Raw genomic sequence first — 14,676 nt, 5'->3', positions numbered from 1 at the left:
CGTGTCAATAGGAGCGGTCGTCTACGCCTTCGAACTCGACCGCCGCACCGGCGCGTACATGCCCGCCGGCGTCTTCCGCAAGCAGCTCAGGCTGGACCGCCCGTTCCCCCTGGAGATCGACCTCACCGTCCTTCGCCGGCCCGCGCCCCGGAAGGCCGACTGATCAGCCCTTGAGCGCCGCCTCCATCACCTTGCGGGCGATGGGGGCGGCGATCCGGTCGCCGCTGATGCCCTCGCGGTAGGCCGAGGCGTCCTCGACCACCACCGCGACCGCCACCGCCGGCCGGGCCGCGTCGTCCGCCTGGGCCCAGGCGATGAACCACGCGTACGGGGTGCCCGCATTGCCCACGCCGTGCTGGGCCGTGCCCGTCTTGCCGCCGACCGTCGCGCCCTCGATCGCCGCGTTGTGGCCGGTGCCCTCCTCCACAACGGCCACCATCAGCCGCCGCATGACCTGCGCCGTGGAGGGGCTCATGGCAGTCCGGTGGACGCTCGGACGGGTGCGCTGCGCGGCGCGGGGGACGAGGTCGCCGTCCGCCTCCGTCACCCGGTCCACCAGATGCGGGCGCATCACCTCGCCGCCGTTGGCGACCGCCGCCGCGACCATCGCCATCTGCAGGGGCGTCGCCTTGGTGTCGAACTGCCCGATGGAGGACAGCGCGAGCTGGTCCTCCGTCATATCCGCATCGAAGTTGGACCGCGTCACCTGTGAGGGGATGCGCAGCGAACCGTCGTTGAAACCGAACGCGGCCACCGCGTCCAGCATCCCCGCCAGCCCCACCCGCACCCCCAGTTCCGCCATGACCGTGTTGCACGACCACTGGACGGCATAGGCGAGCGAGGCGTTCCGGCAGCCCGCGGCCTCGTTGGGGAGCGTGGTCGCCGTGCCGGGCAGCGTATACGGCTCCGGGGTGCGGGTCGGGGCCTCGGCTTCGGCCACCACCCCGGCCTCCAGCGCCGCGGCGGCCGTGACGATCTTGAAGCTGGAACCGGGCGGATACGTCTGCCGGATCGCCCGGTTGAGCATCGGCGACGCGTCGTCCGCGGTCAGCTCCGCCCAGGCGTCCCGGACCCGCTTCCCCGTGCCCGACAGCACCCCGGGGTCGTACGAGGGGCTGCTCACCAGCGCCAGGACGCGGCCCGTCGCCGGTTCCAGCGCGGCCACCGCGCCCCGCCGCCCGTCGAGGCCCTCGAAGGCGGCGCGCTGCATCGATGGGCGGATTCCGGTGACGACGTTCCCGCCGGGCGGGCGGGCGCCGCCGCCGAGGAAGGGCAGCCGGGCGAGCGCCGGGTCCGCACCGGACAGCAGCGCGTCCTCCGCCTCCTCCAGGAGGGAGACGCCGTACGTCTGCGAGGCGTACCCGGTCACCGGGGCGTACAGCGGCCCGTCAGCGTAGGTGCGTTCAAAGCGCAGCTGCTCCCCGGTGTCCTCGGAGCCGGTCACCGGCTTCCCGCCGGCCAGGATGTCGCCGCGCGGCTGCGCATAGCGGGAGATCGCAGGGCGTCGGTTGGCCGGGTTGGAGTCCAGGGCGTCCGCCTCGATCACCTGCACACGGAGGGCGTTGGCCAACAGGGCGAAGAACAGCAGCAGAAGCAGCGCGGCGGCGCGCCGGATGCAGGGGGTCACCGGCTCTCCTCGACGGCGGTCGGCAGTGCGGACACGGTGAGGCCCTCGCCCGTCTCCGCGGTATCGGGGTCCGGCGCGCGCGCCGAGTCGCTGACCCGGATCAGCAGCGCCACGATGATCCAGTTGGTGACGACGGACGAACCGCCCTGCGCGAGGAACGGCATCGCCATCCCGGTCAGCGGGATCAGCCCCATCACCCCGCCCGCGATGACGAACACCTGGAGCGCGAGGATCGAGGAGCACCCGATGGCGAGCAGCCGTCCGAAGGGGTCGCGCAGGGCGAGCCCGGCGCCGTAGCCGCGGGCCGTCATCAGGGCGTACAGCAGGAAGATCGCGGTCAGCCCGGTGAACCCGAGCTCCTCGCCCGCCGTCGCAAGGATGAAGTCCGACTTGGCGGCGAAGCCGATCAGGGTGGAGTGGCCGAGACCGAGGCCTGTGCCGAGCACGCCGCCCGCCGCGAAGGAGAACAGCGACTGGGCGAGCTGGCCGGGCCCGCGACCCGCCGCGATGCTCGCGAAGGGGTCCAGCCAGTCCTGGACCCGGTTGTGCACATGCGGTTCCAGCGTGCCGACCGCGAACGCCCCCGCTCCGGCCAGCAGCAGCCCTGCCGCCACCCATCCGGTGCGCCCGGTCGCCACATAGAGCATGATCACGAAGACGCCGAAGAAGAGCAGTGAGGTGCCCAGGTCGCGCTCCAGGATGAGCACCCCGACGCTCAGCAGCCAGATCGCCACCAGTGGGCCGAGGACCCGTCCGGCGGGCAGCTGAAGTCGCCAGATGCGGCGGCCGGCGTAGGCGAGCGCCTGGCGATTGGCCGCCAGATACGCGGCGAAGAAGACGGCGAGCAGGATCTTGGCGAACTCGCCCGGCTGGAAGGACAGCCCGCCGATCCGGATCCAGATCTTCGCCCCGTTCACGGCGGGGAAGAAGATCGGCACGGTCAGCAGGGCGAGGGCGGCGGCGACGGACAGATAGGCGTACCGCTGCAGCACACGGTGGTCGCGCAGCAGGACGACCACCACGATGAACAGCGTCACGCCGAGGGTGGACCACACGAGCTGGGCGGGGGCGGCCCGTTCTCCCGGGGTGGAGAGGTCGAGCCGGTAGATCAGCACCAGGCCCAGGCCGTTGAGGAGGACCGCGATGGGCAGCAGCAGCGGATCGGCCCAGCGGGCGCGCAGCCGTACGGCGAGATGGGCGAGGAGCGCCAGCACGCCGAGGCCCGCTCCGTAGCCTGCGACGTCGGGCGGCACCTGGTGGTTTCGGGCAAGCCCCACGGTGACATAGCCGTATACGCAGATGAGGACGGCGCAGACGAGGAGGCTGAGTTCGACGCCCCGGCGGCCCCGGCGTTCGACCGTCGCTGTGGTCATGCCAGGCAACGTAGCAACCGCGCCGCGTATGTCCGGTTATATCGGGCTGATCGGATCAGCGTGCCGGTGTGTCCGGTGAGCCCTCGCCGGAGTCGGGCCCCGTGCCGTTGCCGTGGTCGCCGCCATGCCCGCCATGCCCGCCATGCTCGCCATGCTCGCCATGGTCGTCGTCGGCGCGGTCGGCGCTCCGGCCGCTGACGTCTTCGCCCTCGGGGTCGATCGGCGCGTACTCGGGCAGCACGAGGTGCGCCACCGCGCCGCCCTCCGGCGCATTGGCGAAGGTCAGCTCCGCGCCGATCACCGCGGCCTGGCCGGCCGCGATGGTCAGTCCGAGGCCGTGTCCCTTGCCGCCGCCCTCGGTGCGGAAACGCTGCGGGCCGTGCTCCACCAGATACCCGGGATAGCCGGGCCCCTTGTCGCTGATGGTCACCTCCGGGCCGTCGACCGTCAGCGTCACCGGCGGCCGGCCGTGCTTGTGGGCGTTGCCGACCAGATTGCCGAGCACCCGCTCCAGCCGCCGCTTGTCGGTCTCCACGGTCGTCTCGCGCACGATCCTCAGCTGGGTGTCCGTGCCGGAGGCCCGCACCACGCGCTCCGCCAGCGGCGCGAGTTCGTACACGTCCAGATCCACCGTCTCGCCGCCCGCGTCCAGCCGGGAGATCTCCAGCAGGTCCTCCGTCAGCGACCGCATGGCCCGCACCCGGTCGCGGACCAGCTCCGCCGGACGTCCCTCGGGCAGCAGCTCGGCCGCCGCCGACAGCCCGGTCAGCGGGGTGCGCAGCTCGTGCGCGACATCGGCGGTGAAGCGCTGTTCGCTCTGGAGCTTGCGCTGGAGCGAGGAGGCCATCGTGTCCAGCGCTCCGGAGACGGTGGCCACCTCGTCCTTGGGGCGCGCCGGGTCCTCGGTGCGCGGGTCGTTCACCCGGGCGTCCAGATCGCCCGCGCTGATCCGCCGCGCCACCTGCGCGGTCAGATGCAGCCGGCGGGTGACGCGGGTGACCGCGAACGCCCCTACCAGCAGCGTCGCCCCGATCGCCAGTACCGAGGAGCCCACGATGGCCTGGTCGAGGCCGGTGATCGTTTCGGCGGCGAGGGTGTAGTCGACGCGTGCCGCGAGCGCCCGTCCGTCGGCCGGGCCGGCCGCCCACATCGCGGGGCTGCCCTCATGGTCGGCGACCAGCGTGCCGCGTTCGCCGCGCAGCGCGAGTGCCCGCAGCGATGCGGGCAGCCCCGGCGGGTCCACCGCCGCGTACGGGGGCATCGGCTCGCCCGCCACATATGCGCGAGTCGCCTGCTCCAGCCGGGAGAGCGCCTCCATCCGCGCCTGGTCGACGGTCTGACGGGTCACCGACACATGGACCAGCGCGCCGAGCAGGGCGGCCAGCGCACAGCACATGACGGTGATGAAGACCGCGGCCTTCCAGGTCAGCGTCGCGGTCCAGGCGGGAGGTCGCGGCCGTCTCATGGCGTGCCCGCCGCGCCGCCGCCGGGAGAGGCCCCGGGCACGGCCCCCGGTGCGGTCTCGGGCGTGGGGAAGCCGGCGGGTCCGGCGGCGCCGCCGGGGGAGGGGGTCGCGTCCGGCGGGGTGGGGGCGGACGGCTTGACCCGTACGATCTCGTCGCGCGTGGGCAGCATCGCCTGCTGTCGGTCGTCCCAGGACCAGTGGGTCCGGTACTCGTAACCGGGGATGCCCGCGGAGACCGAACGCAGGATCACGTCCCGCTCCGCCAGCTCCACGCTCACCAGCTGGTCGGAGGTGGACATGATCCGGATCAGTGCGCCGTCCTGCGGCATGTAGCAGCGCACCACGGTCTGCTGCTCGGGCATCGTGACGCCAACGATCAGCTCCTCCTTGCCGTCCCCGGTGAGATCGCGGTAGTACGCGGGCTCCAGCACGGGGCAGGAGTCGGGCTTCTCCGTGCACTCGGCGATCTGGAGTGCCGTCTCCTCGTAGAGCCCGTCCGCTCCCGAATACCGCTCCGGGTGCGAGCGGACCTCCGCCTGGACGACCGCTACCGGGTCGATGCGCCGTACGTCGTCGTCGGGTACGGAAACGCCCGGCACCCGCTCGGTCTCGCCCTCCCCGAAGTCGTACGGGGGAGAGGTGACGGGCGGCAGGCCGGGCCAGAGGCGCACCGGGCCGGCGGCCGGCTGGGTGGGGCCCGCACTCTCGATCCCGCCTGCGTCGCCGCAGCCCGACAGCGCAACGGACAGCACGGCGGCCGCGGCCGCGGTCAGCAGCGCGGCGCCGGCCGTGCGGTGCGGGCTCGGGCTCAACGTACTCCTCGCGGGCTGCGGAACGGGCTGCGGAAGGGTGGCAGAACGACCGGGCGGAGATCCGGGCGACCATCAGCCGACTCGGCAACCTTATTTCGCGGGAAGTCCCATTTGTCCAGTGGGGTCGGCTTCCCTCGGTCGTCCGTCTCCGTCAGCCGTCCGTTCGGCCCCGGCGCATCATCGCAAAGCCCAGCCCGGCCGCGCCGATCGAGGCAAGCCCGCCAGCCGCCGCGATCGTCGTCGCGGTGTCGCGCCCCGCTGAGATCCCCGCCATGTCCGCGCGGGCGGCGGTCACGTCCGCCACCGGCTCCCCGGCGCCGCCGTACGCGGCGTCACTGATGGTCACCACCCTGACGGGCGCGGCCTCCGGGGCATGTCCGGCCAGGTCTCCGGGCTGCGGGGCGTCAGCGGCGAAGGCGCAGACCGGCGCCGTCAGAGCCCCGCCGAGGGCGACGGTCACAACGGCGGTGCGGACGAAGCTGCGGCGGCGGACGGGGTGCACGGTGGATTCCTGACTCCTCTGTGCGGCGCTGTTCTGCGCGGCTGTGCGCAGCAGATGACAGTGAAGAAGCTAGGCGTCAACCGTCGCGGGGCTTCGACAGGTTTGTAACAGCCCTGCACAAGCCCTCGCGCGGTACGGCCACGGCGCCTCGCCGCCGGTGTGCGGCTCCGCGGCCCGTCACCGCGGCCCTCTCACCGCGTCCTCCTCACTGCCGCCCTCTCACCGCGGCCCGTCACCGCCGCTCGCCATCGCCGCCGGTCACCGCGGCTCGTCACCGCCGCTCGCCATCGCCGCCGGTCACCGCGGCCCGGGGTGCCATGCGCCCGGCCGCGGGGTCGCCGGGCTGCCCGCCGCGCCCCCGCCCGCGCCGTGTATCCGGAGCTGCTCCGCCTGCTCCCGGTTCAGCCGTTGCTCCAGCCCGCAGAACGTGCACTGCGTCGCATACGTCGTCGAGTACGGGAACAACGGCACGAAGAACAGCGTGAACTTCGCGACGCGCTTGCGCAGCGCGTGCGCGGCCGGATTGCCGCACTGCGCGCACACCAGCGTCAGCATCGCGAGCTGGTGCAGATAGCTCTTCGAGCCGAAGATGATCATCTCGGGTGGCCTTTCGGGTCAGCCTCTGCTCAGTGCGCGCCGGCACAGCGCCAGCAGCTTCTCGTCCGTGAAGATGTCATGACTGCCGTACCCGCTGTCCAGGGCGTTGTGCCGGCGTACGGCCGTGAGCTCGGCCAGCAGCAGCCGCTGCACGCCCCGGGCCCGCAGCTCCGCCAGGCACTCCGCGATCGGCACCCGCGTGTGCGGCATCTCGTCCCAGGCGGTCAGCAGCACCGGCCAGGCCCGCTCCCGGTCCCCGGTCACCCGCCACAGGGCCTGCGCCGCGTCCACCCTGATCCCCGGCTCGGGCGAGCGGAGCAGCGCGCCCAGCTCTCCGGCCACTTCCGCGGCGGCAGGACCCAGTGTGCCGAGCGCGGCCGCAGCGGAGCGCAGGGCCAGCGGCTGCGATGCCTCCAGCGCCGTCCGCAGCGCGCCCAGCGCCGCCCCGGCGTCGTGCTCGACGGCCCACACGGCCTGGGCGGCCAGCGCGGCCAGTGAGGGGGAGGGGTCGCGCAGCAGCCGGCGCAGCTCGGGGGCGGCCTCTTCGGCGGCGGGCCCGAAGGCGGTCAGCGCCCGGAGCGCGCACTCGACCACCCACTCCCTGCGGTGTTCGGGCGCCCCCCGCAGCACCCGCAGCACCTCGGGCAGCGCATCCGCCGCGCGCAGTTCGGTGACGGCGTGCAGCAGCGGCGCGGCGCGGTCGTACAGCCGGTCGTCGAGGGGCAGCGCGCCCAGCCGGGCGCACAGCGCGGGCACCAGCGGACCGGCCGCCGCACCCAGATGGCCCAGCGCATGGCCCAGGCCCTGCGGAGGTTCTGCCAGCTCCAGCATCCTGGCGAGCGCGGGCGCCGCACGCCGGTCGCCGGTGCGGGCGAGGGCCGTGAGCGCGCCCCCGAGTGCCACCGGGCCGCCGGGCCAGCTCCGCACCCGTCCGGCGGGATCGGCGGCGACCCGGTCCGCGAGCGCGTCGGCGGCCGGCGCGGCGAGCGAGAAAAGCTCGGCCAGTGTGTCCACGGCGGCGTCGGCGAGTCGCGGCTCCGGGTCGGCCAGCTGCTCCCCGATCAGGCAGACCAGTTCGTCGTAGGCGCCGCGCCAGGTGCGCAGCAGCGCGCTGCTCATCCGCACGGCGTCGATCCGCTGCCCCCAGTCGGGGCTGCACAACTGGTCGGCCAGGAGCGCGATTCGGTCGTCCACCCGGTCGCCGAGTCCGGCGTGGAGCGTGCGCAGCAGATCCGCGGTCCAGGGCGGCGCGCCGCGGCCGGCCGTGTCGGCGGCGCGCGCCTGCCGCAGCCCGCTCAACAGGGTGGGCGGCGACGAGGGCCGCTCGTCGGGTCCGTGCGCCCCCGGCCGCTCGGGTCTGGCCGGCGGCCGCTCCTCGGCCGGGGAGCGCCGCTCCTGCGCGGTGCTCTGCCCGTGCGGGGCGGCCCTGTCGTGCGGGGCGTTCTGATCGTGGTGGCCGGTCCGGCCCTGCGCGTCGGTTCCGTCCTGCGCGTCGGTTCCGTCCTGCGCGTCGGTTCCGTTCTGTGCGTCGGCCCGTTTGTGGGGGCCGGACCGCTCGTATGCGCTGGACCGGTCCTGTGGTCCGGACCGGCCGTGCGGTCCGGATCGGTCGTGCGGTCCGGATCGGTCGGGTGCGGCACTTCGCCCGGGTGGGCCGGGCCACGCGGGTGAAGCGGGCCACTCGGGTGCGGCGGAGCGCTCCGCCAGGGACGACCGCTCGGCGGCGGACTGCACGGAGCGCTCGGCGGGCGGCGACGGAGTCCGCTCGGCCATGGGGACGGCGAACACGACCGGGTCCGCGCGCAGTTCGCGCAGCAGGCTGGTCACACACGGCACGACGGTGTGCGGCAGCGCCTCGGGCGCACAGCGGGCGAGCTGTGCGAGAGCGGCCAGCCGCAGCCCCGCGTCATATGACGCCCGGGTCAGTCCGGAGAGCCAGTCCACCACCTCGGCGGCCAGCTCCCCGTGGCGCAGCGCGATCCGCCCGCCGGCCTCGACGCAGGCGAACCGCACCTCCGCGTCCGGCTCCACGGCGAGCCGGGTGCGCAGCAGCGACAGCACCCGCGCGGGGTCGGCGTGCAGGGTGGCCAGCGCGACCGGGACGGCGAGCCGCACGCCCCGGTCGTCGGCGTCCAGCAGCCCGAGGAAGACGTCAGCTCCCGCGGTGACGGCGGACGCCGCCATCGCGTAGTTCGCCGCGAACTCGAACTCCTCGTCCTCCGGGTCCAGTTCGTCGTCCCCGTCTAAGTCGATGCCGCCGATGCTGGTGAGCAGCTCGATGATGCCGCCGCGGTCCGGAACGGCGTCCGCCGCGGCGAGTTCGAGCAGGAAGGGGATGCACGCCAGCGTCGAGTCGTACACATCCCCCTGGTGGTGCACCGCGCCGTACATCCCGTCGAGAGCCTTCTCCCGCTCCGCGGGGTCGGCCGAGGCGAGTCCGCGCAGCAGCTCCGGCACATCGTCGGCCGGGCCGTAGGCATGTCTGAGTGAGGCCCAGTCGACCTCGTCGATTCCCCCGAACACGCTTGCCCCCTCCCAAGAACCTTGCGCTTGGGGAGAGTGTGCACCACCGCTCCGACATCGCGGGGATATTGCCCCGATGGCGTCGCGCCTGTTCCATGGTCGGGGGTGATGGGGTATGGACCCGCAGAAGCGCACGGCGGGGCGGGCCGGCGGCGTCCGGCTGCGGGTGACGCCGTCGCGCGCCGCCGGACGTGATCGGCTCTATGTGACGCTGCCGGACGGCGGCGTCGTCGCCTGGTACGACCGGGCGGGCAACAGCGTCATCCTGGTGTCGGACCGCAGGCGGGACGCGGTGCTTCAGGCCCTGGCTCCGTATCTCGCGGGCGAGGTGAGCATCGGCCCGCCGCCCGTGCCCACCGCGGCGGACCTCGCCCGGCTGGCCCTGCACCCCGACGACGACCTCGCCCCCAACCGCCCTGGAGAGGCGCTGCACACGGATTCCGACGCCGGGCAGGCCGCCGCGCCCGCCCGCGACGGTACCGAATCCCCCACGGAAGTCGACCGAATTCGATCGGTGCCGACCGTACGAGCGACAGGGGGTGGGCCGATCCGGTCGTGGCGCTCACACGGCGGCCCCCGGCGTGCCGAACTCGCCGCCCAGGAGCGGGTGGGCGGCGCGCTCGACCTGCTGACGGACGCGGGATGGCGGATTCTGCACTCCGTGCCGCTGCCCGGCGCGGACCGCGTCGACCATCTGGCCGTGGGGCCCGGCGGCGTGCTGGCGGTGCACACCGTCCGGGCCCGCCGTGCCAGGGTGCGGGTCGACGACCCGCACGTGCGCACGGGCCGGGGCCGTCCCGACCCGTTGCTGCGGCTGACGCGCCGCCGCGCCACACGCGCCGCCCTCGCGCTGACCGCGCCCGTCCGCCCGGTCCTTGCCGTCGTGGGCGCTGCCCGGCTGGACGTGGTGCGGATGGCGCCGTTCGACGTACGGATCATGCGGGACTGCGAACTCCCGGCGCTGGCCCGGCTGGGAGGGGTGCTGAAGCCCGCGGACATCGAGGCGCTGTACGCGCTGGCGCGCGACCGCCGTACCTGGCTGCGGGTGTGACGGCCAGGGTCGGTTCCCCCACGGGAGGCGCGGTGTCCCGCACGATCCAGCCCCTCCGGCGTTTGAGGAGCGGGGGCGTGGGGGCGGAGCCCCGGTCACGGAAGGCGTCAGCGGAGTCGGTCGCCCCATCCGCCCTGCAGCATGGACTGGAACGCCCACTCCCCGTCCTCGCGGCGGATCAGCACATCCGCGTACCGGAGCTGCTGGGTGTGTCCCTCCATGGTCATGGTCGAGTCGGAGAAGACGATCACCATCGCCGGGCTGAGGAAGACCGGCGTGCGGGTGGACTCAAAGGAGATGTCCTCCTCCCCGTCCCCCAGCACCTGGATCATGGTCTCGATGTACTGCTGCCGGTCCCACTGCGCCGAGGCCCCGCAGCCTGCGGAGTCGTCGCTGACCAGGTTGAGCGGGAAGACGGCCATGTCCGCCATGCGCTCGATGTCGCGCCGGCCGCTCGCCGCGTCGTAGTCGGCGAACCACTTCTCGACGGAGGCGAGGTCGTCGGCGGTCGGGGTGTATCCGGTGTCGGGCAGAACGGTCACAGGCACTCCTCGTCAAGTTTGACTAGTGGTCGACGAGGATATGCCCGGCCCTGCCACTAGTCAAACTTGATTAACTGAGCTCCGCCGGAATCCGGAGCCGCAGCACGGTGGTGACCGCGTGCCGGGTCGTGACCCGCTCCACCTCCGCCGCCAGTCCCGGCGTCACCTCCCGGTAGCCGACCTCCCCGAGACCGGTCGCGACCGCCGTCCCCGTGCCTTCGCCCACCCTGCCCGGAGCCTTCAGCGCCGCCCCCGCCTGGGCGCGCAGCGCCGGGCTCAGCGGTGCGGACACCACCGGCGCGTCGTCGTCCGGCAGCACCAGCACCAGCGCCGACGGGCGCGCGGCCGGACCGGTGAAGCCGACCACCACCGCGTCATGGGCGTCCGTATGGCGCAGCTTCCGCCAGGCGCGCATCCCGCCGCGGTACGGCTCGTCCAGGCGCTTGACCACCAGGCCCTCCAGGCCGATCGCCGGGAGCCTGTCGAACCAGACCGCCGCCTCCTCCGCGTCCTGGGTCATCGGCACCGGCTGAAGCGGGGGCCCCAGCGGGCCGAGCAGCGCCACCAGGCGGGCCCGCCGCTCCCTGTACGGCAGCAGCCGCAGATCCTCACCCGCCTCGGCCAGCAGATCGAAGGCGGCGTACGAGGCGGGGAGCCGCCGAGCCAGCGAGGGCGCCCGGGCCGGGGCGGCTGCGGCCCGCCGTTGCACCGCGGCGAAGTCCGTGCGCCCCTCGTGCCACACCACCACCTCGCCGTCCAGCACCGTTCCGACGGGCAGCCGCCGCGCCGCCTCGTCCAGATCGGGGAAGGCGGCGGTGACGATCCGCCCCGAGCGGGCCTGGAGCAGCGCCCCGTCCGCAGTCCGGAAGACCACCATCCGGTGGCCGTCGAACTTCGGCTCGTACGCCAGCCCCGCCCCGCGCGGCAGCTCGCCCACCGGCGCCGCGAGCGCGACCTTCAGCGGCGGCCGCAGCGGCCGCGCCCGCCCGCGCGGCGTCATCCGGCCTTCCCCGGCAGCCGTCCGGCCCGGCCGGGGTCGAGGAGCGGTGCGAGGAGGTCCCCGTGCCGCGCCAGCCGGTCCGCGATGTCGCCCAGCACAAACGCCAGCTTCCCGCCTTCCCGGCCGTGCTCGACCTCCTCCCAGGTCACGGGCGTCGACGCGGCCGGCTCCGGCCGTGCGCGCAGGGTGTAGGCCGCCGCGGTCGTCTTGGCAGCCGCGTTCTGGCTGTGGTCGACGAACACCTTCCCCGGCCGCAGCGAGCGCTTCATCCGGTGCAGCATCAGCTGCGGCAGCTCCGCCTCGCCCTCCACGGCCAGGCCCCTCGCATACGCGGAGACCTCCTCCGACGGCGTCGGCTCCAGCGGCACCAGCAGATGCAGCCCCTTGGACCCGGACGTCTTGGCATACGCGGCCAGTCCGTCGGCGGCCAGCCGCTCACGCAGCCACAGCGCCGCCCGACAGCACTCGGGGACACCCGCGGGCGCGCCGGGGTCGAGGTCGAAGACCATGCGGTCGGCCACGGCCGGGGCGTCCGCCTGCCACTGCGGGGTGTGAAACTCCACCACGAGGTTCGCCGCCCACATCAGCGACGGCAGATCCTCCACGACCACCTGCCGGGCACGGGGGTCGTCCGAGTGGGGGACCGGCACGGTCCGCACCCACGAGGGAGTGCCGGGCGGCGGATTCTTGGTGAAGAACAGCTGCCCGTCGGGGCCGTCCGGGTAGCGGAGGAAGGACACCGGGCGGTTGGCCGTGTGCGGGACGAGCGCCTCCGCCACGGTGGCGTAGTAGTGCAGGATCTCGCCCTTGGTGGTCCCCGTGACCGGATGGATCACCTTGTCGAGATTGCTCAGCGCCAGCCGCCGCCCCGCCACCTCTGTGATCGGCGTCATACGATGAGAGTCTCATGATTCACACCATTAACGGATGGAAGGGATGAAACGTGCGATCCATTTGGAACGGCGCGATTTCCTTCGGCCTGGTCAGCATCCCGATCAAGCTGGTGAACGCCACCGAGAGCCACTCCATCGCCTTCCGTCAGATCCATACGGCCGACGGCGGCCGGATTCGCTATCGCAAGGTGTGCGAGCTGGACGGCAAGGAGCTCGCCGCCGCCGAGATCGGCAAGGGGTACGAGGACGCCGACGGCACGATCATCCCCGTCACCGACGAGGATCTGGCGTCCCTGCCGCTGCCCACGGCCAAGACGATCGAGATCGTCGCCTTCGTACCGGCCTCGGAGATCGACCCGCTCCAGATGGACGCGGCGTACTACCTCTCGGCCAACGGCGTGCCGGCGGCCAAGCCGTACACCCTGCTGCGCGAGGCGCTCAAGCGCAGCCGGAAGGTCGCGGTGGCCAAGTACGCGCTGCGCGGACGTGAACGGCTGGGCATGCTCCGGGTGGTCGACGACGTCATCGCCATGCACGGGCTGCTCTGGCCGGACGAGATCCGGCAGCCGGTCGGCGTCGCGCCGGAGACCGAGGTGACCGTGCGGGAGGCGGAACTCGACCTCGCCGACGCCCTGATGGACACGCTCGGCGATGTCGACCTCGACTCGCTGCACGACGACTACCGGGACGCCGTCGAGGCGATGATCGCGGCCAAGGCGGAGGGCGGCGAGGCGGCCCTGGAGGCCCCCGCCGAGCCGGGCGGCAAGGTCATCGACCTGATGGCGGCGCTGGAGAGCAGCGTGAAGGCGGCGAAGGAGGCGCGCGGCGAGGAGGCGCAGGTCACCCCGATCGGAACGCGCAAGAAGGCCGCGGCGAAGAAGCCCGCCGCCGGGAAGGCCGCCGCCAAGAAGACGGCAGCGGGGAAGACGGCAGCGGGGAAGACGACCGCTGAGAAGCCAGCCGCGAAGAAGCCCGCCGCGAAGAAGGCCGCCGCCGAGAAGGCCCCGGCGAAGAAGCCCGCTGCGCGGTCGCGGAAGCGCAGCGCATAGACCGGCCCGCAGCGCGGCGACGCATCGCTCCACGCACTCTCGACCCGGCTGCTCCCGCCGCCTGGTACTCCAGGAGCCATGCGTACCCAAGGGAGCCCCGTGACCGCGGACACCAGCCGATTCGAGTCCCTCAGCGGCGAGACCGACCTCCCCTTCCCCGAGTACGACACCCCTCCGTCCGACCCCATGGACCTCCTCCGCGGCTGGCTCGCCGACGCCACGGCACGCGGCGTCCGCGAACCGCTGTCCACGGCCCTGTCCACCGCCGACGCCCGGGGCCGTGCCTCGTCACGGATCGTCACGATCACGGAAGTGCGGCCCCGCGGACTGGTGTTCACCACCCACACCACCAGCCGCAAGGCCCGTGATCTGGCCGCGACCGGCTGGGCGTCCGCGCTCCTCTACTGGCGGGAGACGGGACAGCAGATCGCCCTCGCAGGACCGACGGCCGAGCTGCCCGCCGCCGAGTCGGAGGCTCTGTGGTCCGCCCGCCCCACCCCCCTGCACCCCATGTCCACGGCCTCCCGCCAGTCCGAGCCGCTCGCCGACCCCGCCGCGCTGCGCGCCGAGTCCGGCAGGCTCGCCGCACCGGGCGACCCCCTCCCGCGCCCGCTCCGCTTCGCGGGCTACCTCCTCACCCCCGAGGCCGTCGAGTTCTGGTGCGCCGCCTCCGACCGTCTCCACCGCCGCCTGCGCTACACGCACCAGGGCGGCGACTGGCGGACGGAGCGGCTGCAGCCCTGAGCCCTCCGTCGGGTGCGCCGGGTCACCGGACATCGTGGGAGGCCACCGAGATGAAGTGCTCCACGGCCTCCCTGGCCTCGTCGCCGCTGTCGCGCACCCGCGTCCTGCCGGACGCCTCGTGCATGCCGGACGCCGCGTCGAGAGCGGCGCAAGCGGCCTCTGCCACGGCGGTGGAGCCGGCTATCAGACGCACCCGGAACATCGCGTGCTGCGCGGCCCCCTTGAGCCGGTACGACTCCCGCCGCGCCTCCGCGGCGGCGGGGCCCTGCGGGTCCTCGTCCGTGCGGTGCCACCGGTCGTACTGGCTGCGCCGGTACTCGGTCACGGCCCCGGCGAAGTCGCTGTAGACGGCCATCCGCTCCGCCCGCAACTGCTGCCGATGGGCGAAACCCTCGTTCCGCGCCGCCGTCTTCCGCTGGAAGAGATACGCCACCGTAGAGCCCAGCACCGTGCCGAAGACGGCGATGAGAGCCGAGAGAGCACCATCCATGGGGGTTA

Annotated in this window: 15 protein-coding genes; 4 read left to right on the top strand and 11 right to left on the bottom strand. The window is 73.6% G+C overall.

The features are described 5' to 3' along the window. Nucleotide 1: 1 nt before the first annotated feature. Nucleotides 2-163: a hypothetical protein gene (locus QCN29_RS01370; RefSeq protein ID WP_279925578.1), complete on the top strand. Its 162-nt coding sequence runs from the start codon at nt 2-4 to the stop codon at nt 161-163. On the opposite strand, the gene QCN29_RS01365 is transcribed toward QCN29_RS01370, so the two are convergent. The 7 genes from QCN29_RS01365 to QCN29_RS01335 form a co-directional block, all read right to left on the bottom strand. After that, nucleotides 164-1,627: a penicillin-binding transpeptidase domain-containing protein gene (locus QCN29_RS01365; protein ID WP_279925577.1), complete on the bottom strand. Its 1,464-nt coding sequence runs from the start codon at nt 1,625-1,627 to the stop codon at nt 164-166. Beyond that, nucleotides 1,624-3,000 carry an FtsW/RodA/SpoVE family cell cycle protein gene (locus QCN29_RS01360; protein ID WP_279925576.1) on the bottom strand — a complete coding sequence of 459 codons (1,377 nt, stop codon included), beginning with the start codon at nt 2,998-3,000 and terminating at the stop codon, nt 1,624-1,626. The genes QCN29_RS01365 and QCN29_RS01360 overlap by 4 nt, the downstream gene beginning before the upstream one ends. A 55-nt stretch (nt 3,001-3,055) precedes the next feature. Next, a complete protein-coding gene (locus QCN29_RS01355; protein ID WP_279925575.1) occupies nt 3,056-4,465 on the bottom strand; it encodes a HAMP domain-containing sensor histidine kinase in 1,410 nt (469 codons plus the stop codon). Then, entirely contained in the window at nt 4,462-5,277 is an 816-nt protein-coding gene (locus QCN29_RS01350) for a hypothetical protein (protein ID WP_279925574.1), read from the bottom strand. Before QCN29_RS01350 ends, QCN29_RS01355 begins: the two co-directional genes overlap by 4 nt. Before the next feature lie 151 nt (nt 5,278-5,428). After that, nucleotides 5,429-5,779 carry a hypothetical protein gene (locus tag QCN29_RS01345; protein WP_279925573.1) on the bottom strand — a complete coding sequence of 117 codons (351 nt, stop codon included), beginning with the start codon at nt 5,777-5,779 and terminating at the stop codon, nt 5,429-5,431. 297 nt (nt 5,780-6,076) lie between these two features. Next, nucleotides 6,077-6,376, bottom strand: coding sequence for a zinc-ribbon domain-containing protein (locus QCN29_RS01340; RefSeq protein WP_279925572.1), 300 nt, complete (start codon nt 6,374-6,376; stop codon nt 6,077-6,079). An 18-nt stretch (nt 6,377-6,394) separates the two neighbouring features. Continuing rightward, complete coding sequence (locus tag QCN29_RS01335; RefSeq protein WP_279925571.1) at nt 6,395-8,899, bottom strand: PBS lyase; 2,505 nt, start codon at nt 8,897-8,899, stop codon at nt 6,395-6,397. A 115-nt stretch (nt 8,900-9,014) separates the two neighbouring features. Here QCN29_RS01335 and QCN29_RS01330 point away from each other — a divergent pair, with 115 nt between their 5' ends. Beyond that, nucleotides 9,015-9,950: a nuclease-related domain-containing protein gene (locus tag QCN29_RS01330; RefSeq protein WP_279925570.1), complete on the top strand. Its 936-nt coding sequence runs from the start codon at nt 9,015-9,017 to the stop codon at nt 9,948-9,950. A 107-nt stretch (nt 9,951-10,057) separates the two neighbouring features. On the opposite strand, the gene QCN29_RS01325 is transcribed toward QCN29_RS01330, so the two are convergent. The 3 genes from QCN29_RS01325 to ligD all read right to left on the bottom strand — a co-directional run bounded on the left by QCN29_RS01325 (nt 10,058) and on the right by ligD (nt 12,385). Next, nucleotides 10,058-10,492, bottom strand: coding sequence for a Cif family virulence factor (locus QCN29_RS01325; RefSeq protein WP_240134956.1), 435 nt, complete (start codon nt 10,490-10,492; stop codon nt 10,058-10,060). Nucleotides 10,493-10,562: 70 nt separating this feature from the next. Next, complete coding sequence (locus tag QCN29_RS01320; protein ID WP_279925569.1) at nt 10,563-11,492, bottom strand: ATP-dependent DNA ligase; 930 nt, start codon at nt 11,490-11,492, stop codon at nt 10,563-10,565. Continuing rightward, nucleotides 11,489-12,385, bottom strand: coding sequence for a non-homologous end-joining DNA ligase (ligD, locus tag QCN29_RS01315; RefSeq protein WP_279925568.1), 897 nt, complete (start codon nt 12,383-12,385; stop codon nt 11,489-11,491). The genes QCN29_RS01320 and ligD overlap by 4 nt, the downstream gene beginning before the upstream one ends. Before the next feature lie 50 nt (nt 12,386-12,435). Here ligD and ku point away from each other — a divergent pair, with 50 nt between their 5' ends. Next, nucleotides 12,436-13,434, top strand: coding sequence for a non-homologous end joining protein Ku (gene ku, locus QCN29_RS01310; RefSeq protein WP_279925567.1), 999 nt, complete (start codon nt 12,436-12,438; stop codon nt 13,432-13,434). 99 nt (nt 13,435-13,533) lie between these two features. Further along, nucleotides 13,534-14,178 carry a phenazine biosynthesis FMN-dependent oxidase PhzG gene (phzG, locus tag QCN29_RS01305; protein WP_279925566.1) on the top strand — a complete coding sequence of 215 codons (645 nt, stop codon included), beginning with the start codon at nt 13,534-13,536 and terminating at the stop codon, nt 14,176-14,178. A 22-nt stretch (nt 14,179-14,200) separates the two neighbouring features. Here phzG and QCN29_RS01300 read toward each other — a convergent pair whose 3' ends face one another. Continuing rightward, nucleotides 14,201-14,668 carry a hypothetical protein gene (locus QCN29_RS01300; RefSeq protein ID WP_279925565.1) on the bottom strand — a complete coding sequence of 156 codons (468 nt, stop codon included), beginning with the start codon at nt 14,666-14,668 and terminating at the stop codon, nt 14,201-14,203. Nucleotides 14,669-14,676: the final 8 nt, after the last annotated feature.

This window comes from Streptomyces chengmaiensis (assembly GCF_029846775.1).
In the GTDB taxonomy this organism is placed as follows: Bacteria; Actinomycetota; Actinomycetes; order Streptomycetales; family Streptomycetaceae; genus Streptomyces; species Streptomyces chengmaiensis.
The sequence above is the reverse complement of the archived record's forward strand: the minus strand, read 5'-3'. Positions and strand labels throughout refer to the sequence as shown.

Bases quoted from the DNA above. Each gene is read 5' to 3' on its own strand.
- QCN29_RS01360 (WP_279925576.1), bottom strand. From the start codon at position 3,000: ATGACCACAGCGACGGTCGAACGCCGGGGCCGCCGGGGCGTCGAACTC.
- QCN29_RS01355 (WP_279925575.1), bottom strand. From the start codon at position 4,465: ATGAGACGGCCGCGACCTCCCGCCTGGACCGCGACGCTGACCTGGAAG.
- QCN29_RS01340 (WP_279925572.1), bottom strand. From the start codon at position 6,376: ATGATCATCTTCGGCTCGAAGAGCTATCTGCACCAGCTCGCGATGCTG.
- QCN29_RS01330 (WP_279925570.1), top strand. From the start codon at position 9,015: ATGGACCCGCAGAAGCGCACGGCGGGGCGGGCCGGCGGCGTCCGGCTG.
- QCN29_RS01320 (WP_279925569.1), bottom strand. From the start codon at position 11,492: ATGACGCCGCGCGGGCGGGCGCGGCCGCTGCGGCCGCCGCTGAAGGTC.
- ligD (WP_279925568.1), bottom strand. From the start codon at position 12,385: ATGACGCCGATCACAGAGGTGGCGGGGCGGCGGCTGGCGCTGAGCAAT.
- QCN29_RS01300 (WP_279925565.1), bottom strand. From the start codon at position 14,668: ATGGATGGTGCTCTCTCGGCTCTCATCGCCGTCTTCGGCACGGTGCTG.